The organism is Rhodoferax lacus, assembly GCF_003415675.1.
Classification (GTDB): Bacteria; Pseudomonadota; Gammaproteobacteria; order Burkholderiales; family Burkholderiaceae_C; genus Allorhodoferax; species Allorhodoferax lacus.
The window spans coordinates 1-20434 of the sequence record NZ_QFZK01000022.1; the positions used below are offsets into that span (position 1 = coordinate 1).

Consider the following 20434-nt stretch of genomic DNA (forward strand, 5'->3'; position numbering starts at 1 on the left):
GGCGCACGGCCTCTTCGATGGCGATTTCGTCAAACGGGTTCATGCTCATCTTGACGTTGGCGATGTCTACCCCGCTGCCGTCCGATTTCACACGGACCTTGACGTTGTAGTCCACCACGCGTTTGACTGCTACCAGGACTTTCATGTTTGCTGCTCCACAGGTTTGAATTCGGTTTTCGACTTGACGTGCACGTCAACTCTTTTGATTGTATGCGGCCCGGACAGTCTTGACGTTTTCACGCAATCCGGGCCCCTTGATTCATGCAAAATAGAACGGTCGTGCTTTTTGCATTGTAGTCCGGTTTAGATCTGGTGCACCACCCGCTGCGGGTAGGGAATGTCAATCGCGTTGGCACGCAGTGCCGCCAGAATAGCGATATTGATGTCAGACTTCAGGCCGCCCTGCCCGACCCCGGGATCGGCAATCCAGAAGCCCAGGGTGAACTCCAGTCCGTCCACACCAAAGTTGGACAACTGCGCCACCGGGCCGGGCTCCTGGAGCACGCGCGGCTGGTCCGAGGCCGCCTTGAGCAACAGTGCGCACACCAGCTCCACGTTGCTGTCATAGCCCACCGAAACCACGGTGGACTGGTACACAAACGAGTCCGCCAAGGACAGGTTTTCCACCCGGCTGGTGATCATCATCTCGTTGGGGACTATGGACTCGCGGCCAGCCAGGGAACGGATGACGGTGTAGCGCGCGTTGATCTGGGTAATCACGCCCTCGAAGTTGTCCACCCGCACGTTGTCGCCAATGCGCATGCTGCGCTCACCCAGGATGACAAAGCCCGACACATAGTTGGCCGCCAGCTTTTGCAAACCCAGGCCAATACCCACGCCCACCGCACCGCCCAGAACGGAAAGGGCTGTGAGGTCAATGCCCACTGAAGTCAGCGCCACGATCAGGCCGACAAACATCAACAGTGCACGGGCAGCATTGCTGATGGCCTTGCGCACCGAAAGCTCCCCGCCCGTGGCGTTGCGCAGCACGCGCGTCTCGATGCCAGCTGAAATCCACAAGGTGACGATCAACACCGCAACAGCCGTGAGCGCACCTTCGAGCACATTGCGCACCGACAGCGTGCTGTTGCCCACCTTCCAGGAGATCTGATCCAGCTCATTGAGCACCACCGGCAGCAGGCCACTTACCCACAGCACCATCAGCAGCCAGGCCAGCCAGGAAATGGTCTGCTCCAGCGGTTTGACCCACTTCGACTGCGTAAAGGCAACCTGCAACACCTTGACGCCCACACGGATCACCAGCAAGGACACCAGCACCGGGATGGCCACCTTGAACAGCGCCACCGACACAAATTTGGAGAGCACATCGCGCGCCACATAGGCCAGGCACAGCAAGACCAATGGGAACAGCGCGCCGTCTACATTGCGCCGGCCAAAGAAGATGGAGCGTTCATCCTGCATGCCCAAGGCGCGGCGCAGTCCGCGCACCAGTGCCCAGGCCAGCAACACGCACAAGCCCAGTGCCGCCAATTCCATCAGCACGGTGGGCTGGGACAGAGCGTTGAGCCAACCCTGAAAATCATCAATCGGTTCGGGGGCAGAGGGCTTTTGCATTCTTGATCGGGATTTGAAAAATTATTACAGTCCGGCCAGCACGCGCACATGGGCTTCCACGCTGCGTGCCAGGGCATCGAGCTTGTAGCCGCCTTCCAGACAGGAGACCAGGCGGCCCTTGGCATGGCGCGCGGCCACCTCCATCAGCTGCTGGGTGATCCAGGCGTAGTCGGCCTCCACCAGCGCCATCTGCCCCAGATCGTCTTCGCGGTGGGCATCAAAACCGGCACTCACCAGAATCAGCTCGGGCTGGAAGGCTTCCAGTCGCGGCAGCCAGGTGTCGCTCACCAGTGCGCGGATGGCGTCCCCCGCGGTGCGGGCGGGCACCGGCACATTGAGCAGATTGCCGGCCGTGGATGTGGTGCCGCCAAACGGGTAGAACGGGTGCTGGAAAAAGCTGGCCATCAGGATGCGCGCGTCGCCCGCCACGATGTCTTCGGTGCCATTGCCGTGGTGCACATCAAAGTCGATGATGGCCACGCGCTGCAGGCCGTGGCGCTCCAGCGCATAGAGGGCCGCCACCGCCACATTGTTGAAAAAACAAAAGCCCATGGCCTTGTCGCGGCAGGCGTGGTGACCGGGCGGGCGCACAGCGCAAAAGGCATTGTCCAGCTCGCCGGCCATCACCGCATCGGTAGCGGCCAGGGCCGCACCGGCGGCACGCAGGGCGGCGTCCCAGGTGTGGACATTGATGCGGGTGTCCGGGTCAATCTGCGCGTGCTTGGGGCCACCCGCCTGCATCTCGTCGCGCAAGCCGTCGGTCAGGCCGCGCAGGGATGCAATGTGCATGCGGCCATGGGCCAGTTCCAGGTCAGCAATCGGGGCCTGCGGCGCCTCGCGCCGCAGCAGCGCAGCCATCACGCCGCTGTCCTGCAAACGCTGCTCTATGGCGGCCAATCGGTACGGGGATTCGGGGTGACCAAAACCCATCTCATGCAGGCTGCAGTCGGCGTGAAAAAAGAAACCGGTCTTGTTCACAGGAGGACTCGCAATTTGGAAAATTCGGGTAACGTCCTGCCATGGACGTACAACATACACTCAAAAATTTGACTCTTCAGCTTAACACGGTGATTGTGGGCAAACCCAGCCAGATCCAGGACTGTGTAGCCTGCCTGCTGGCCGGTGGCCACCTGCTGATTGATGACGTCCCCGGGGTCGGAAAGACCACACTGGCCCATGCGCTGGCACGCAGCTTCGGTCTGCAGTTTTCACGCGTGCAGTTCACCTCCGACCTGATGCCCAGCGACCTCTCGGGCGTCTCGGTCTACGAGCGCGGCAAGGAAGCCTTTGTGTTCCACCCCGGCCCCATCTTTGCGCAGGTGCTGCTGGCTGATGAGATCAACCGCGCCAGCCCCAAGACCCAAAGCGCGCTGCTCGAAGCCATGGAAGAAAAGCAGGTGTCGGTAGAGGGCGCCACCCGGCCCCTGCCCGAGCCCTTCTTTGTGATCGCCACGCAAAACCCGCTGGACCAGATCGGCACCTACCCGCTGCCGGAATCGCAGCTGGACCGCTTTTTGATGCGCATCTCGCTGGGCTATCCGGACCGCGCGGCCGAGCGCGAACTGCTGGCAGGACGCGACCGCCGCGCCATGGTGGACGCCCTGGCCACGGTGATGCAGCCGGGCGAGCTCAAGCAGCTGCAGGCCCTGGTGCAGGCCGTGCACTGCGCAGACCCTTTGCTGGACTATGTGCAGGACTTGATAGCGGCCACCCGTTCGGGCCAGTGGTTTGTGCAGGGCCTGAGCCCGCGCGCCGGCATCGCCCTGCTGCGCGCCGCGCAAGCCCAGGCGCTGCTGAGCGGGCGCGACTATGTGGCGCCTGACGATGTGCAGGCCATCTTGCCGCAGACCATTGCGCACCGCTTGGTGCCCGTGGATAGCGCTTCGCGTGGGGCACAGGAGCAGGTTCGCGCCATGCTGGCAGCTGTGCCGCTTCCCTGAATGACTGGCTGCATGGCTTTGCATACGAACTTCCGTTGTCATTTTGTTTGGGGTGGGGTTGTGCCCTGCGGGGCTTTTGTAGGCCCCCCCTATCCCCCCCGCCCCTTTCACCCCCGCCGGGGTGAAAGGGGAGCCAAATCGGACAGCACATTTGGTTACGTCGCTTCGGCTGCGGCCTTGCAGGCGCAGCGATGGGATGCATTGCCTTTTCCCCTTCAATTTGCGTTGGCCCCCTCTGCGTATCCGGCGCTCGGAACTCGTGACGTGAGGCCTGGGCAAGCCACAACAGTGGCGACGCACCGAATTTTTTTCCTTAGTCGGAGCACAGAAGCAAAATCGGCTGTCCGCATCAGGCACCCCTTACCCCGACGGGGGGTAAGGGGCGGGGGGGATGGGGGAGTCAAAACAAACCCCTCACCGCAAAACAAAACCCATCACTCCAGCGGAAGATAAAAGTGTCCGCCGACAAAAAGCTCAAAAAGCCCAAACTGCCCAACCCGCTGCTCCACCCCGTGCAGCACGTCCGCGCACGCATCAACCGCTTCTGGGTGGGCCGCCTCAAGCCCGCCGACAGCACCACGCTTACGCAACACAACGTCTACATCCTCCCCACCCGCCCCGGCTGGATGCTGGGCCTGACCCTGCTGGTGCTGCTGATTGCCAGCATCAACTACCAGCTCAACCTGGGCTATGTGTTGACCTTTTTGCTGGCCGGTTGCGCCGTGGTGGGCATGCATGTGTGCCACGGCACGCTGCGTGGGTTGTCCATGCACCTGCTCACGCCCGAGCCCACGTTTGTGGGCAGCGCCGCCCTGTTGACCGTGCAACTGCAGAACCCGCGCAAGACGCCGCGCTACGGCATTGGCCTGGCCCTGCTGGGCACGCAGCAGTGGAGCTGGACCAATGTAGAGGCCCAGGGGAGCGCCAGCGTGCACATTGCGGTGCACCCGGACAAGCGAGGCCTGCAGGACCTGCCCGCGCTGACGGCAGAAACCCACTTTCCCCTGGGCACCTTCCGGGTCTGGACGGTGTGGCGGCCTGCGGCCAGGCTGCTGGTGTATCCGGCAGCCGAACGGCAGGCGCCCCCACTGCCGCCGGGCGCACCCAGCGCGGGCGGCACTGCCACCGCGCAACGCCAGGCCAGTGGCGAGTTTGACGGCGTGCGCGCCTACCGCCGGGGCGATGCACTCAAAACCGTGGTCTGGAAGAAGGTCGCCAAGGCGGGCCAGCTGGTCAGCCGCGACACCCAGCAGGCCCAGCGCTTTGAGCTCTGGCTGGACCTACAGCAGACCGGCCACTTTGCAGGGTCTGCGGCTTCGCTGGAGCACAAGCTCTCGCGCCTGTGCGCCTGGGTGCTGGCCGCCCACCGGCAGGACTTGCGCTACGGCCTGCGCCTGCCGGGCCAGGACATCGCACCCGACAGTGGTGAGGCGCACAAGCGCGCCTGCCTGACGGCTCTGGCCCTGTACTGATTGGCCCCACCCATGCAACTGCTGCACCGCCTCAAACACCTGCCGCGCGATACCCGCGACACCCTGTTCCTGCTGCTGGTCATCGCCTGGATCTTGCTGCCGCTGGTAGAGCCCCTGCCCCTGTGGTGCAGCGCCATGGCGGCGCTGGTGCTGCTGTGGCGCAGCTGGATTGCCGTAAAGGGCCGGCCCCTGCCCTCGCGCTGGTGGCTGCTGCTCTTGCTGCTGCTGGCTGCGGGCGCCACCTGGTACAGCCACCACACGCTGATGGGGCGTGATGCGGGCGTCACCTTTATTGCCGTGCTGCTGGCGCTCAAGACGCTGGAAATGCGCGCCCGGCGCGACGCGTTTGTGGTGTTCTTCCTGGGCTTTTTTGCGCTGCTGTCGAACTTCTTCTTCTCGCAAAGCCTGCTCACAGCAGCCTCGATGGTCATTGGCCTGCTGGGCCTGCTGACCGCTCTGGTCAACCACCACATGCCGGTGGGCCGCCCGCCCCTGCTGCTGGCCGCGCGCACGGCGGCCGGCATGGCGCTGCTGGGTGCGCCCATCATGGTGGTGCTGTTTGTGCTGTTCCCGCGCATTGCGCCGCTGTGGGGTTTGCCGGGAGACGCCATGGGCGGGCGCAGCGGCCTGTCGGCCACGGTGCAGGTGGGCGCCATCGCCAGCCTGGCGCTGGACAGCAGCGTGGCCATGCGGGTGCGCTTTGAGGGCGCAGTTCCCGCGCAGCGCGACCTGTATTTCCGCGGCCCCGTGCTCTCCACCTTTGACGGGCGCGAGTGGAAGCCGCTGCGCTCGTCCTTCCCACAAGCCCTGCAGCTGGCCAGTCGGCTGCAGGTCAGCGGCACCCCGATCAAATACGAGCTGACCCTCGAAGGCAACCGCCAGCCCTGGCTGCCGCTGCTGGACGCAACGCCCGAGCCACCCACCCTGAAGGGCTACACCACCCGCATGGACTCGGCGCTGCAGTGGACCACCGATAGACCAATAGGCGAGCTGGTGCGCCTGCAGGCGCAAAGCTACACGGCATTTCGCCACGGGCCGCTGCAACAGGAGCTGGGCCTGCAGGACATGATTGAATTGCCCGCGGGCTACAACCCGCGCACCCTGCAATACGCCCTGGAGATGCGGCGCGACCCGCGCTACGCCAGGGCCGATGCCCCCACCCTGGTGGCGGCCGTGCTGGACAAGTTGCGCACCGGCGGCTACCGCTACACGCTGGACCCCGGTGTGTATGGCAGCAACACGGCCGACGAATTCTGGTTTGACCGCAAGGAAGGCTTTTGCGAGCACATCGCCTCCAGCTTTGTGCTGCTGATGCGCGCGCTGGACGTACCCGCCCGCATGGTCACCGGCTACCAGGGTGGCGAGCTCAATGGGGTGGACGGCTTCTGGACCGTGCGCCAGAGCGATGCCCACGCCTGGACCGAGGTGTGGATGGCCGGCCAGGGCTGGGTGCGCGTGGACCCGACCTCGGCCGTGGCCCCGGCGCGCACCGGCAGCCTGCAGCGGCTGCTGCCGCCGCGCAGTGTGGTGGCGCAGGCCCTGGGTGCCATCAGCCCGGGCTTCGAGATCAACCTGCGCGCCCTGTGGGAAGCCAGCAACAACCGCTGGAACCAGTGGGTGTTGAACTACTCCCAGAGCCAGCAGCTCAATCTGCTGCGCAACATCGGCTTCAATGCGCCGAGCTGGGAAGACCTGGGCTCGGTGCTGATCGCCCTGGTCGTGGGGGTGAGCCTGCTGGGCGCCGCCTGGACCCAATGGGACCGCAGCCGCCAGGACCCCTGGCTGCGTCTGCTGCAGGCAGCGTCGGCCAAGCTGCAGCGGGCTGGCTTGCCCGTGGCGCCCAACACCCCGCCGCGCCAACTGGCCCTGGCCTTGCAGGGCCATGCGGGGATGGAAGGCATTCAGGACTGGCTGCTGCGCCTGGAGTCCTGGCGCTATGCACCCAAGGCGGACAACAGGCCCCGCACGCTGGGTACACTGCGCAAGGAGTTTGGCCAGCTGCGCTGGCCGCAACGCCTGCCACCCACTGCCTGAGACCGACGACGTGAAACCTATAACAAAAACCATCGCCACCTTGCTGCTGGCCGTCTGCGCATTGCAGGCCGTGGCCACCGTGAAGAAGCCCATCAAAAAAACCAGCGCCAACCGAGCCGCAGCCCTGGCCGAGAGCGCCGCAAAAAACAAGGGTCCGCTCTATGACGGACGGGCCGAAGTGATGCAACAGGCCGATGCCATTGCGGCCAGCCGGGGCCTGGAGCGCGACTGGGTGCGCCAGGCCATCGGCCAGGCGCATTACATGCCCGGCATTGCCAAGGCCATCCTGCCACCGCCCGTGGGTGTACCCAAAAACTGGGCGCTGTACCGCAGCCGCTTTGTGGAGCCCCTGCGCATCAAGGCCGGCACCAAGTTCTGGCTGGCCAACCAGGACACCCTGCAGCGCGCCGAAGAGCAGACCGGTGTGCCCGCCAACATCATTGTTGGCATCGTGGGGGTAGAGACCATTTACGGCCAGAACGTGGGCAACTTCCGCGTGATTGACGCGCTTTGCACGCTGGCCTTTGACTTTCCGACCGCCCACCCCAAGGCCGAGGCCCGGGCGGCATTTTTCCGGTCCGAGCTGGAGGAATACCTGGCGCTGACTGCGCGCACCCACACCGACCCGCTGGCCCTGCGCGGCAGCTATGCCGGTGCCATGGGCTGGCCGCAGTTCATGCCCTCGAGCTGGAGCCGCTATGCCATCGACTTTGATGGCGACGGCCGGGTCGACCTGTTCAACAGCCAGGCCGATGTCATCGGCTCGGTGGCCAACTACTTCCAGGCCTTTCACTGGCAGCGCGGCCTGCCAACCCATTACCCGATGCGCTTTGACGCCGCCACGCTGGACTTGCCCGCCCTGCTGGCACCCGACATCAAGCCCAGTTTCAGCGTGGCCGAACTGGCCGCCAAAGGTGTGGTGCTGGAAGGCGCGGGCGCTGTGGCCACGGGCCCGCTGGCACTGATCGAATTGCAGAACGGTGAAGACGCACCGCTGTACGTGGCCGGCACCGAAAACTTTTATGCCATCACCCGTTACAACTGGAGCAGCTACTACGCCATGGCCGTGATCGAGCTGGGGCAGGCCGTGGCCGAGGCGGTGGCCGCGCGCAAACTGGCCCAGGTACCGGTACAAAACGCAGCCACCAGCGAAGCGGGCATGACAAAATAAGCCATGGCCACAGACAATGCAGCACCGGGGATGATGACGCTGGACCGCACAGACGGCAGCGCCACCCTGGAGCTGTACCGCGCGGCCATCGGACCAGTGCACACCGCGTACTACCTGAAGGCCTTTACCCGGTTTGACGCAGCAGGCAAGCCCGGCCCGAGCTGGAACTGGACGGCCGCCCTGCTGAGCTTCAACTGGCTGCTGTTTCGACAGCTCTGGTCCTGGGCACTGGCCTATGTGGGCGCCGTGGCAGGCACTTTGCTGCTGCTGTTTGGCATTGGCAGGCTGCTGTTTCAACTGTCGGACACCAGCCAGTGGGTCTTGCTGGCATTGGCGGTGCTATTGTCGTTTCTGGTGCCCGGTGCCTATGGCAATGCCTGGCTCTATGCCGCTTGCAACAAGAAGATGGAAGCGGCGCTGGTGCCTGCGGCCAGCCTGGAAGAAGCCTGCGCCTGGTTGACGCAGCGCGCGCCCCGGCGCAAACAGCAAGGCATTTTGGCGGCCAGCAATCTGGCCCTGATAGCCCTCTTGGGTGGCACCGTGCTGTCCTGGCCCAACAGCCATGAACTGCCCCTTCAGACCGCCAAGATGGAGCAGGCACGCAGCACGCCAGGCGCAGACCTGCAAAGCGGGCTGGCGGCGCAAAACGTGGCGGCAGCGGCCAGCGCACCTGCACCTGCACCTGCACCTGCACCCGCCGCTGCAAGTTCTGCTCCGGCAACGCCTTTGGCAACCCCTCCCCAAGCTGCACCATCAGCGGTGGCCACACGCACCAGCCAGGGACTGGTGCAAGCTGAACCCACATCAACACCAGCAGCAGCAAAGGGATCAGCACCAACACAGGCCATAGCTGCAGCGCCAGCATGGTCCGCTGCATCGACACCCGCATTGCCTGCGGCCAAGGCCGCAAGCGCCCCGGCGGCGGCGTCCAGTGCACTTGCGGCAGCGGCACCGACCGCTGAAAGCACCAAGCCTCCGCCAGCCAAGCTGACCCGGGCCGAGCTGCGCGCCAAAGCGCTGCAGGAAAAGAAAGAGAAGCTGGCCCGTGCCAAAGAGGCCAAGGCCTCGAAGGCGGCTGCGGCCAAATCCCTGGCACAAGAAAAGTCCAAGGCACCGGCTACCGCTGCTGCACCCTCACCCTCACCTGCACCGGCATCTGCGCCTGCCTCTGACAAGTTCCTGATCAACGTGGGCCTGTTTGCCGACGCCAACAATGCCCGCAACGCCTATGCCAAGCTCAGGGATGCCGGTCTGCCCGCGTTGTCACAGGAAATCAAATCGGCCAAGGGTGTGCGCACCCGGGTTCGCGTGGGCCCCTACGACAGCCAGTCCGAGGCTGACCGCGCCGCAGAAACCATACGCACCCTGCAGTTGGACGCCGCGGTGGTCAAACCCTAGGCCGCAGGGGCACCGGGAGCCTCAGGCCACAGCCACACTTTCAAAGACCGGATGCAGGGCGTCCACCCAGGCATCGACCTCTCCGGCCGACACGCGGATGTGTGCCAGACAGGCGTCGCCATGCTGCTCCCATTCGCGCTGTACTTCCACCCCTTCATGGCGCGCCACCAGGCTCTCGGCCACCAAGCCCATGGCCACCAGGGTGCGTGCCTCTTCCGGGAAGCGGGTGTCCGTCAGGGCGGTGAAGTCGTGGTGCAGGCGCACGGCCGCCACAATGATGGGCGGCAGGCACCAGGTCTTGGCAACAATGGCGCCCACCACCGCATGGTCGGTCTTGTGCGCGGCATTTTCGGTTTCGGTGAAGCTGCGGTCCTGGCGGGCCAGCGCTTCGGCCAGCGTACCGGCGTAGCCTTTTACGCCCTGCATCATGATGGGTATGCCAACATGGCAAAACAGGCCACAGGTGTGGGCCACATCGGCATCCACACCGTAGAGCTGGCGAGCAATAAAGCCCATGGCCAGGGCGCGGCGGGTGGAGGTTTCCCAGAAGTGCTCCAGCAAGGGCGAGTTGCTGCGGATGGCGTTGCGGGTGAGAAAGCTGGTGAGTATGCCCACCGTGGGCCCCACACCCAGCATGGACACGGCCTGTGCCACCGTGTCAGCCGCGCGGGCGCGAGCGTACAGGGGGCTGTTGACGGTGCGCAGCAAAGAAGCCGCCATGGCCACATCGCTGGACGCAATCCGCGCAATTTCCGAAGGGTCCGGGTCGGCCTTGTCCACTTCCTTGCGCAAGGCCACCAGCAACTCCGGACAGGGGGGGATGGCGATATCGCGCACCGGCCCCTGGTTTCTGGCGTGGTCCAACTCCCTTTCAATATCTGCGACTTTCATGCGTACCCCTTCGGCACGCATTATCGCGGGATTGCTCCCCCCTTCAAGCGCCCGCGACCAGATACTCGCGGCTGATGTGTGCACCCAGATCGTTGACGCGGTCCAGGAACTGCGTCAGGTAGGCATGCAGACCGGTGGCCAGAATTTCATCGATGCGGCCGTACTTCAGGTCGGCGCGCAGCTTGCCGGCGCGGCGCAGGGTTTCGCTATCGGGGTCGCTGGACACCAGGGCCAGGTTGTTGACCACCTCGTTCAGGCTGGCATGCAGCGAGCGCGGCATGTCGGACTTGAGGATCAGCAACTCGGCCACGCGCTCGGGGCGGATCACATCGCGGTAGACCTTGCGGTAGACCTCAAAGGCCGAGACGCTGCGCAGGATGGCGCTCCAGTGGTAGAAGTCGTACTCTTGGTCGCGTGCATCGGCGGCGCCATAGAAGTCGCTTTGCACGGCATGGAACTTCACATCCACCAGGCGCGCGGTGTTGTCGGCGCGCTCCAGGAACGTGCCCAGGCGCATGAAGTGCAGGGCCTCGTCCATCAGCATGGTGCCTACGGTGACGCCGCGCGAGAGATGCGAGCGGAACTTCACCCACTCGAAGAACTGCGAGGGGTCGGCATCGAACTCGCTGCTCTTGATCATGCGTTTGACTTCCAGCCAGGTCTGGTTTTGTGTTTCCCAGACTTCGGTGGTGAGCGCGCCCCGCACGGCACGCGCATTCTCGCGCGCAGCGCCCAGGCAGGAGACGATGGAAGACGGATTGCTCTCGTCCTTGACCATGAAGTCAATCACATCACGTGCTTTGACATCACCGTATTGCTTGGTGTAGGCACCCGTAAGTTCGCTGATGCTCAGCAAACCCTGCCAGCCCATTTGCGCCACGGCGTCGGACTGGGGCAGCAGCGAGGTCTGGTAGTTCACGTCCAGCATGCGGGCGGTGTTTTCGGCCCGCTCGGTGTAGCGGGACATCCAGAAAAGGTGGTCGGCGGTTCGTGACAACATAGTTCAAGCTTCCAATATCCAGGTATCTTTGGTTCCGCCGCCTTGGGATGAGTTCACCACCAGGGAGCCGTCTTTCAGGGCCACGCGGGTCAGGCCGCCGGGCACCATTTGCACCGTCTTGCCCGAAAGCACATAGGGGCGCAGATCGATGTGGCGCGGGGCAATGCCGCTTTCCACAAAGGTCGGGCAGCTCGACAGGCTGAGCGTGGGCTGGGCAATGTAGCCGCTGGGGTTGGCCAGCACGGCCTTGCGGAAGTCTTCGATCTCGGCGGCCGTGGACGCAGGCCCCACCAGCATGCCGTAGCCACCGGCACCGTGTACTTCCTTGACCACCAGGTCTTTGAGGTTGGCCATGGTGTAGGCCAGGTCGTCCTTGTTGCGGCACATGTAGGTGGGCACGTTGTTCAGGATGGGCTTCTCGCCCAGGTAGAACTCGATCATCTTGGGCACGTAGGGGTAGATGGACTTGTCGTCGGCAATGCCGGTTCCCACGGCGTTGCAGATGGCCACGTGTCCAGCGCGGTAGGCTTCCAGCAACCCGGCGCAGCCCAGGGTGGACGTGGGGCGGAACACGGTGGGGTCCAGGTAGTCGTCATCGACGCGGCGGTAGATCACATCCACACGGCGCGGACCGCGTGTGGTGCGCATGTAGACGAACTTGTCTTTCACAAACAGGTCTTGGCCTTCGACCAGTTCCACGCCCATTTGCTGGGCCAGGAAGGCGTGTTCGAAGTAGGCGCTGTTGTACATGCCAGGGGTCAGCACCACCACGGTGGGCTCATCGGTGGTCTCGGGGCTGCTGGCGCGCAGGGTTTCGAGCAACAAGTCGGGGTAATGCGCCACAGGCGCCACGCGGTGCATGCTGAACAAGTCGGGGAACAACCGCATCATCATCTTGCGGTCTTCCAGCATGTAGCTCACGCCGCTGGGCACGCGCAGGTTGTCTTCGAGCACGTAGTACTCGCCATTGCCCGCAGCATCCGGGGCGCGCACGATGTCCACGCCGGAGATGTGCGAGTACACGTTGTGCGGCACATCCACACCCACCATCTCGGGGCGGAACTGGGCGTTGTTTTCGATCTGCTCACGCGGGATCAGGCCGGCCTTGAGGATTTCCTGGTCATGGTAGATGTCGTGGATGAAGCGGTTGAGGGCGGTGACGCGCTGCACCAGGCCTTTTTCCATGCTCAGCCACTCGTCTGAGGGGATGATGCGGGGGATCAGGTCAAAGGGAATCAGGCGCTCGGTGCCGGCACCGCTCTCGTCTTTTTCACCGTACACCGCGAAGGTGATGCCGACGCGGCGGAAGATCATTTCTGCTTCTTCGCGGCGCTTGGCCATCATGTCGCCGGGTTGGCGTGCCAGCCACTCGTCGTAGATTTTGTAGTGGTCACGGATCTGTTCACCCTTGGAGAAAAACTCGTAGGGGAGCTTGGTGTACATCTCGTCAAATTTCTGCATAAATCCTCTTGAACACAATCTTCTGTTGACTATCTAAGCAAGCTTCGCACCAGCATACTAACCCCATCGCCGCATGGTTTTGATGCACTGTTATGGGACACGGTGGCTCCAGTAGTGCATCTGTGCGGTGCGGCTGCAAATCACCTCCTCGTACCCATCAGAGCGCCAATTCATGGCACCACAATGGGGTGAGTCGTGCACCACAATGCCGCGCTCCTGATAACGCAGCATCACCTCGGGTGCCGGGTGGCCATAACGGTTGCGGTAACCCGCCTGCACCCAGGCCTGGCGCGGCTGCACCGCATCCAAAAAAGCCTCACTGCTGGAGGTCTTGCTGCCGTGGTGCGGCACCAGCAGCACATCGGCCTTGATGTCCGCTTGCGCAGCCAGCAGTTGCTCCTCTTGGGGGCGCTCGATATCCCCCACCAGCAGCGCCGTTTGTGGCTGTGGGCCGGTGCTTCGGATGCGCAGCACGCACGACACGGCATTGGGCTTGTGCGGTTTGTCATAGTCGGCGGCTTGGGGGTGCAGGATGTCAAACTGCACGCCGTCCCACTCCCAGTGCTGGCCTGCCTCGCAGCGCTGCACCGGGCGCCGGGTTTGCAGGCGGTCATCCGCTGCCACGGAGCTCAGCAGCGTGGCCTGCGGCTGCATGCCCAGCACGGCGGGGGCACCGCCGACATGGTCAGTGTCGCGGTGGCTGAGCAGCACGGTGTCCAGGCGGGTATGCAGGGCTTGCAGCAGGGGCAGCAAGACACGGTGCCCGGCATCGCTGTCCAGGCTGTAGCGCGGCCCGGCGTCATACAGCAGGGCATGACTGGCCGTGCGCACCAGCACCGCGTTTCCCTGCCCTATGTCGGCGGCCAGCAGCTCGAAGTGCCCATCCGGCGGCAACGGTGCCTGCCATAGCAGGCAAGGCAGCAGCAGCGGCAGGCCCATGCCCCGCACAGAGCCAGGCAAGCGAGCCACCAACAACACGCCACCCAGCACACCCGCTGCCGCCAACCACCAAGGTGCGGTGGCCAGGCTGAGCGTGGCCCACGGCCAGGCCGCCAGCCATTGCAGCAACTGCATCAACACTGCGATGGCGTAGCCCGCCAGGTCCCACAGCCAAGGCAGGGCCACACCCAGCATGGCCAGCGGTGTGACCACCAGGGTGACCCAGGGAATGGCAAAGGCATTGGCCAGCAGGCCCACCAGCGAGACCTGCCCGAACAGCAACAGCGTGAGCGGCGCCAGGGCCACGGTGACCACCCACTGCTCGCGCATCAGGGAACCCAGATGAGCAAAAACGGCGCGCAACCAGCCCGCTGGCGACGATGCCTTGCCTTGCGCAGACCCGGCGTCCGTGGCGAACAGCACACCCACGGCCACAAAGCTCAGCCAGAAGCCCGCCTGCAACAAGGCCCAGGGGTCGCTGGCTACCACCAGGGCACAGGCCAGCATCCAGGTCTGCGGCCAGGGCCAGCGTGCGCCCAGGCAGCGCAGCAGCGCCACGGTGACCAGCATCAGGCAGGTGCGTTGGGCCGGTATGCCCCAACCGGAGAACACAGAATAGGCGCAGGCCAGCAGCACACCGCCCAGCAAAGCGGCCGTGGGCGCTGGCAATAGCAGGCACAGGCGGGCAGAGCGCCGCCACAGGTAGCCCACCAGCCAGGCGGCACCCCAGGCGAACATGGTGATATGCAGGCCCGAGATGCTGACCAGATGGGCCACACCCGTGGCGCGGAACACATCCCAGTCCACACGGTCAATGGCGGCCTGGTCCCCCACCACCAGCGCGGCAATCAGCCCGGCTGTCTGCTTCTGCTGCACCGACGCAAAAATGCGCTCACGCACGCTTTGGCGCATCAGAGCCACCGGATGTGTCCAGGTTTGGTCCAGGCGTTGCGGCGGCGCATCGGTGCTGCTCGCGCGCACATAGGCCGTGGCCTGCACGCCGCGCTCCCACAGCCACAGCTCGTAATCAAAACCAAAAGGGTTGCGGCTGCCGTGCGGGGCCTTGAGGCGCAGCGTCAGGCTCCAGCGCTCGCCAGCGCGAACATCGCCGGGCTGCCCCTCAGAGCCCGCAGGCTCGCCACCAGGCAGTGTGCCGCCACCAACGCCACTGCTGTACCACCCCACATCCACGCTGGAGGGCACGCGCACGGCACGCCCGTCCAGCGTGGCAGTGTCAGTAGCCAGGGTAAAGCGCAGGCCCGCCTCGTTGCGCTGCGGCATTTCGGTGACCACACCCACCACGCGCAGGTCGCGCCCCTCCAGCCCCGGGTCCAGAGCCTGGGCATCGAACACCAGGCCGCGCAAACCGGTACCGGCAAAACCCAGTGCAGCGGCACACAGCAGCCAGGTCAAGGTGCGCCGGCCTTGGGGCCCAGCCCTGAACCCATGGCGCCTCGGCCAGCCGACCGCCAGCGCCACTGGCGCAGCCAAAGCCAGGTAAGCCCACACCGGCCACAGCGCACCCTGCTGCAACTGCAGGGCCGTACCCACCACCCAGCCCAGCAGCGCGGCAAAAGGTCCGTTGCGTTGGACTGCGAAATCGGAAGCAGCAGAGTCGGGCATGGACTGCATACTAGCTCTCATCCGGGCATGGCCCGTCTCTTGCTTTTGTTTTACTGACGGCTATTGGGGCCAGGTAATTAACTCTTGCTACCATTGAAGCGAACTGCACGAGCCTACAAGGCGAAACGCATCCATTAAATAAGTACCCGCACATGTCCATTCACGCAGCGCTAAACCACGTCACCCACTACTCCTACGACCGACTGGTCGCTCTCGGCCCCCAAGTGATACGGCTGCGCCCCGCGCCCCATTGCCGCAGCAAAATCATCTCGTACTCGCTCAAGGTGGAGCCCGAGAACCACTTCATGAACTGGCAGCAGGACCCGTTTGCCAACTACCAGGCACGCCTGGTGTTCCCGGACAAGACGCAGGAGTTCAAGGTCACCGTAGGCCTGGTGGTGGAGATGGCGGTGTACAACCCCTTCGACTTCTTCCTGGAGCCCGAGGCCGAGGAGTTCCCCTTCGTTTACGCCGACGAGCTCAAGGAAGAGCTCATGCCCTACCTGCTGGCTGACCCCATGACGCCGCTGGTGGCCGACTACCTGAAGAAGATCGACTACACCAAGCGCCGCAGCGTGATCTTCCTGGTGGACCTGAACCAGATGGTGCACAAGGATGTGAGCTACACCATCCGCATGGAGCCCGGTGTGCAGACGCCGGAAGAAACCCTGACCAAGGCGTCAGGATCGTGCCGTGACTCGGCCTGGCTGATGGTGCAACTGCTGCGCAACTGCGGCCTGGCCGCGCGCTTCGTGTCGGGTTACCTGATTCAACTGAAGCCCGACGTGAAGGCCCTGGACGGCCCCAGCGGCACCGAAGTGGACTTTACCGACCTGCACGCCTGGTGCGAGGTCTATCTGCCCGGCGCAGGCTGGGTGGGCCTGGACGCCACTTCCGGCCTGCTGGCGGGCGAAGGCCACATCCCCCTGGCCTGCACACCACAACCCTCGGGTGCCGCACCGATTGAAGGCGGCGTGGACAAGAGCGAGGTGGAGTTCGACCACCTGATGGAAGTCACCCGCCTGTATGAGTCGCCCCGCGTAACCAAGCCCTACACGCCCGAGCAATGGGCCGAGGTGATGGAACTGGGCGAAAAAGTGGATGCCGAGCTGATTGCCGGTGACGTGCGCCTGACCATGGGCGGCGAGCCCACCTTTGTCGGCGTGGATGACCGCGAAGCCGCCGAATGGAACACCGATGCGCTGGGCCCAACCAAGCGCCACTTCGCCACCGCGCTGGTGCACAAGCTGCGCGACGAATACGGCCAGGGCGGCTTTCTGCACTTTGGTCAGGGCAAGTGGTACCCCGGCGAACAACTGCCGCGCTGGGCCCTGAACATTTACTGGCGCGCCGACAAGCAACCGGTCTGGAGCAACCCGGCCCTTTTCACCGACGAGCGCGATCCCACCCACTACACCAGCGAAGACGCTGGCAACTTCATTCGCACCCTGTCGGCCAAGCTGGGCCTGACTGACCAGTACGTCACCGCCGCCTATGAAGACAGCTGGTACTACCTGTGGCGCGAACGCCGCCTGCCTGTCAATGTGGACCCCTTTAACAGCAAGCTCGACGACGAGATGGAGCGCAGCCGCCTGCGCCGCGTCTTCGAGCAAAAGCTCGATTCCGTGGTGGGCTATGTGCTGCCCGTCAAACCTGCGGTGGGCCCGCGCCTGACCGGCCCCGAGTGGACCACCGGCCCCTGGTTCTTTCGCGACGAGCGCATGTACCTGATGCCTGGCGACTCCCCCATGGGCCTGCGCCTGCCGCTGGACTCCCTGCCATGGGTGAGCGAGGGCGACTACCCCTACCTGATCGAGCTGGACCCCACAGCCCCGCGCGGCAACTTGCCCGCGCACGCCAGCTTTGCCGCCCGCTATGCACCCGGCATGAGCGCCGGTTCGCCCTTTGCCACAACCGCCACTGGTGGTGCTTCTGCAGCCACCCCAGCGACCACGGGTGCCAATGGGGTGAGCGGTGTGCGCCGCGCCAGCGACGCGCCCTACCTGGCTGGCCCCGGTGCCGCCAGCGAAGCCGCTCGCCGCCTGCAGCAAAACCGTGCCACCACCGCCACCAGCAGCGTGGCCGCCAACGCGCAAGTCGCATCGCAGCCAGAACCCACTGACTTTGCCCGTGAACCCAAGCGCCAGGAATCGGCCCACTGGATCACCCGCACCGCCCTGTGCGTGGAAGTGCGCGACCCGCGCCGCGCCAACGGCCCCAAGGCCGAGGCCGTGGGCAAAAAATCTGGCGTGCTGTATGTGTTCATGCCGCCGCTGGAACTGCTGGAAGACTACCTGGACCTGCTGGCCGCGATTGAAGCCACCGCCACTGAACTCAAAGTAAAGATCGTGCTGGAGGGTTATCCGCCCCCGCGCGACCCACGCCTCAAGCTCCTGCAAGTCACACCCGACCCCGGCGTCATCGAGGTCAACATCCATCCGGTGAACAACTGGAAAGAGTTGGTGCGCAACACCGAGTTTTTGTACAACGCCGCCTTTGAGTCGCGCCTGTCAGCCGAGAAGTTCATGACCGACGGCCGCCACACCGGCACGGGTGGTGGCAACCACTTTGTGATGGGTGGCGCCACGCCCTCGGACAGCCCCTTCCTGCGCAAGCCGGAGTTGCTGGCCAGCCTGCTGCTGTTCTGGCACAACCATCCCAGCCTGAGCTATCTGTTCAGCGGCATGTTTGTCGGCCCGACCAGCCAGGCCCCGCGCGTGGACGAAGCCCGCAACGACCAGCTCTACGAGTTGGAAATCGCCATCGAGCAGATCTACAAAAACCGCGAGATCCACGGCCAGAGCATGCCGCCGTGGCTGGTGGACCGCACGCTGCGCAACATCCTGATCGATGCCACCGGCAACACCCACCGCAGCGAGTTTTCTATTGACAAGATGTACTCGCCCGACTCCTCTACCGGCCGCCTGGGCCTGCTGGAGTTGCGTGCCTTTGAGATGCCCCCGCACCCGCACATGAGCAGCGTGCAGCAGCTGCTGCTGCGCGCCCTTGTGGCACGCTTCTGGAAGACACCGTACAAGGCGCCCGTGACCCGCTGGGGCACCGAGCTGCATGACCGCTTCATGCTGCCCACCTTCATCAAGATGGACTTTGATGATGTGATGGCCGAAATGAACATGGCCGGTTATGCGTTTGACGCCAGCTGGTTTGCACCGCACCTGGAATTCCGCTTCCCGCTCTTGGGCTCCATATCGACCATGGGTGTCGAGATGAGCCTGCGCAATGCGCTTGAACCCTGGCACGTCATGGGCGAAGAAGGCGCACCTGGCGGCACCGCCCGCTATGTGGACTCCAGCCTGGAGCGTGTGGAAGTGCGCGTCAGCGGCCTGAACGAGAGCCGCTACGTGGTCACCTGCAACGGTGAAGCATTGCCCATGCAAAGCACCGGCACCGTGGGTGAATTTGTGGCCGGCGTGCGCTACAAGGCCTGGAACCCGCCCAGCAGCCTGCACCCCAGCATTGGCGTGCATGCACCGCTGACCTTTGACATCGTGGACACCTGGATGAAGCGCTCGATCGGTGGCTGCCAGTACCACGTGGCGCACCCGGGTGGCCTGAGCTACGAGAGCTTCCCGGTCAACTCGTTTGAAGCCGAGAGCCGCCGCATGTCGCGCTTTACCGCCACCGGCCATACCTCCGGCACCATGGTGATTCCCCCGGCCACCATCAACGTGGCGGCCAGCAAGGAATTTCCGTTTACGCGGGATTTGCGGCGCGGTTAAAAAGTCTGCACCCTGTACTGCCCCGCGGTAGTACAGGGTCGCAAACTATAGGGTCCCACAGATGGAAGAAATCAGCTGGAACGACTTCACCAAGGTGGAAATCCGCGTGGGCCGCATCGCCAGCGCGGAAGTATTTGCCGAGGCGCGCAAGCCCGCCTACAAACTGCAGATCGACTTTGGTGCCGAGATCGGCCTGCGCAAATCCAGCGCGCAGATCACCGCGCACTACACGCCCGAAGAACTGGTAGGCAAGCTGGTGGTGGCCGTGGTCAACTTCCCCAAAAAACAGATCGGGCCACTGATGTCCGAATGCCTGGTGACCGGCTTTTACGATGCCAATGGCGCGGTCGTGCTGTGTGTGCCGGACAAACCGGTGGCGCTGGGGACCAAGCTGCTGTAGGGGCTGCTTTTTGCGGAGCGGCACGGTGCCGATTCACAGCCGGGGTTGCATACATCGCTCAAGAATGTGTATTGATGTGTAGAATAACCAAGCATGAAAAGCTCCGAAGTCATCAAACAGTTGAAGGCTGACGGCTGGTATCTGGTGCATGTTGTCGGCTCCCATCACCAGTTCAAGCACGCCACGAAACCGGGCAAGGTGACAGTCCCTCACCCCAAGAAGGATTTGCCTCCGCCCACCGTTCGCAGCATCTTTAAGCAAGCCGGTTTGTGAGGCTCTATGTTCTATCCAGTCTATGTGCACGTTGGTGACAAAAAGCATGCCCATGGCATGACCATTCCCGACTTCCCCGGCTGCTTCGCTGCTGCCGACGAATGGGACGGCATCCCTGCCGCCGTGCTGGAGGCTGTGCAGGCGCATATGTTTGGTGACAGCGAGGGCGCAAAGCCGCCCACGGCATTGGAAGCACTGACCAAAGACCCGCAGTACCAAGGTGGGGTGTGGATGTTGGTGGACATTGACCTGTCAAAAATCGACACCAGTCCCGTGCGGCTCAATATCAGTCTGCCCAGCAACCTGGTGCATGAAATTGACGCCTGGGCCAAAGACCACAGCATGACCCGCTCGGGCTTTCTTGCAAAGGCCGCAGAGCTGGCCATGCGCTAGCGAGCCGTACAAGCATCCTTGGTGTGCCCGGAGGGGATCGAACCCCCGACCCACGCCTTAGAAGGGCGTTGCTCTATCCAACTGAGCTACGGGCACGTGCTGTGTTGACAGCGGTGTTGCCACA

At 64.1% G+C, this 20434-nt stretch carries 15 protein-coding genes, 1 tRNA gene and 1 pseudogene; 9 read left to right on the forward strand and 8 right to left on the reverse strand.

What is annotated here, in order from left to right; genetic code table 11:
• From DIC66_RS19935 to DIC66_RS19945, 3 genes and pseudogenes are all read right to left on the reverse strand, one after another.
• Positions 1 to 145: pseudogene (locus DIC66_RS19935) on the reverse strand (electron transfer flavoprotein subunit beta/FixA family protein); the annotation flags it as partial.
• A gap of 158 nt (positions 146 to 303) precedes the next feature.
• Positions 304 to 1575 (reverse strand): mechanosensitive ion channel family protein, encoded by a 1272-nt coding sequence (locus DIC66_RS19940; protein WP_117179938.1) that lies wholly within the window; start codon positions 1573 to 1575, stop codon positions 304 to 306.
• Positions 1576 to 1599: 24 nt separating this feature from the next.
• Positions 1600 to 2553 carry a histone deacetylase family protein gene (locus DIC66_RS19945; RefSeq protein WP_117179939.1) on the reverse strand — a complete coding sequence of 318 codons (954 nt, stop codon included), beginning with the start codon at positions 2551 to 2553 and terminating at the stop codon, positions 1600 to 1602.
• 41 nt (positions 2554 to 2594) lie between these two features.
• Here DIC66_RS19945 and DIC66_RS19950 point away from each other — a divergent pair, with 41 nt between their 5' ends.
• From DIC66_RS19950 to DIC66_RS19970, 5 genes are all read left to right on the forward strand, one after another.
• Positions 2595 to 3515, forward strand: coding sequence for an AAA family ATPase (locus tag DIC66_RS19950; protein WP_117179940.1), 921 nt, complete (start codon positions 2595 to 2597; stop codon positions 3513 to 3515).
• A 455-nt stretch (positions 3516 to 3970) separates the two neighbouring features.
• Positions 3971 to 4987: a DUF58 domain-containing protein gene (locus DIC66_RS19955; protein WP_233506023.1), complete on the forward strand. Its 1017-nt coding sequence runs from the start codon at positions 3971 to 3973 to the stop codon at positions 4985 to 4987.
• Between the two features lie 12 nt (positions 4988 to 4999).
• Positions 5000 to 7021, forward strand: coding sequence for a transglutaminase TgpA family protein (locus DIC66_RS19960; RefSeq protein ID WP_117179941.1), 2022 nt, complete (start codon positions 5000 to 5002; stop codon positions 7019 to 7021).
• Positions 7022 to 7040: 19 nt separating this feature from the next.
• Positions 7041 to 8192, forward strand: coding sequence for a lytic murein transglycosylase B (gene mltB, locus DIC66_RS19965; protein ID WP_233506025.1), 1152 nt, complete (start codon positions 7041 to 7043; stop codon positions 8190 to 8192).
• A gap of 3 nt (positions 8193 to 8195) precedes the next feature.
• Positions 8196 to 9590 carry an SPOR domain-containing protein gene (locus DIC66_RS19970; protein WP_117179943.1) on the forward strand — a complete coding sequence of 465 codons (1395 nt, stop codon included), beginning with the start codon at positions 8196 to 8198 and terminating at the stop codon, positions 9588 to 9590.
• A 21-nt stretch (positions 9591 to 9611) separates the two neighbouring features.
• On the opposite strand, the gene DIC66_RS19975 is transcribed toward DIC66_RS19970, so the two are convergent.
• From DIC66_RS19975 to DIC66_RS19990, 4 genes are all read right to left on the reverse strand, one after another.
• On the reverse strand, positions 9612 to 10481 hold the full coding sequence (locus DIC66_RS19975; protein ID WP_199534809.1) for an HDOD domain-containing protein: 870 nt from the start codon (positions 10479 to 10481) through the stop codon (positions 9612 to 9614).
• Between the two features lie 43 nt (positions 10482 to 10524).
• A complete protein-coding gene (locus tag DIC66_RS19980) occupies positions 10525 to 11481 on the reverse strand; it encodes an alpha-E domain-containing protein (protein ID WP_117179945.1) in 957 nt (318 codons plus the stop codon).
• Between the two features lie 3 nt (positions 11482 to 11484).
• The gene (locus DIC66_RS19985) at positions 11485 to 12942 is read right to left on the reverse strand and encodes a circularly permuted type 2 ATP-grasp protein (RefSeq protein ID WP_117179946.1); all 1458 of its coding nucleotides are present in this window, start codon (positions 12940 to 12942) and stop codon (positions 11485 to 11487) included.
• A 90-nt stretch (positions 12943 to 13032) separates the two neighbouring features.
• Positions 13033 to 15504, reverse strand: a complete 2472-nt coding sequence (locus DIC66_RS19990; protein ID WP_117179971.1) for a DNA internalization-related competence protein ComEC/Rec2 — start codon at positions 15502 to 15504, stop codon at positions 13033 to 13035.
• A gap of 152 nt (positions 15505 to 15656) precedes the next feature.
• Between DIC66_RS19990 and DIC66_RS19995 the strand changes: the two genes are divergently transcribed.
• The 4 genes from DIC66_RS19995 (at position 15657) to DIC66_RS20010 (ending at position 20310) form a co-directional block, all read left to right on the forward strand.
• Entirely contained in the window at positions 15657 to 19244 is a 3588-nt protein-coding gene (locus DIC66_RS19995; protein WP_117179947.1) for a transglutaminase family protein, read from the forward strand.
• A gap of 61 nt (positions 19245 to 19305) precedes the next feature.
• Positions 19306 to 19644, forward strand: a complete 339-nt coding sequence (locus DIC66_RS20000) for a tRNA-binding protein (RefSeq protein WP_117179948.1) — start codon at positions 19306 to 19308, stop codon at positions 19642 to 19644.
• Positions 19645 to 19737: 93 nt separating this feature from the next.
• Positions 19738 to 19917: a type II toxin-antitoxin system HicA family toxin gene (locus DIC66_RS20005; RefSeq protein WP_117179949.1), complete on the forward strand. Its 180-nt coding sequence runs from the start codon at positions 19738 to 19740 to the stop codon at positions 19915 to 19917.
• 6 nt (positions 19918 to 19923) lie between these two features.
• Entirely contained in the window at positions 19924 to 20310 is a 387-nt protein-coding gene (locus DIC66_RS20010) for a type II toxin-antitoxin system HicB family antitoxin (RefSeq protein ID WP_117179950.1), read from the forward strand.
• Between the two features lie 19 nt (positions 20311 to 20329).
• Here DIC66_RS20010 and DIC66_RS20015 read toward each other — a convergent pair.
• Positions 20330 to 20406 (reverse strand) — tRNA-Arg (locus DIC66_RS20015).
• Positions 20407 to 20434: the final 28 nt, after the last annotated feature.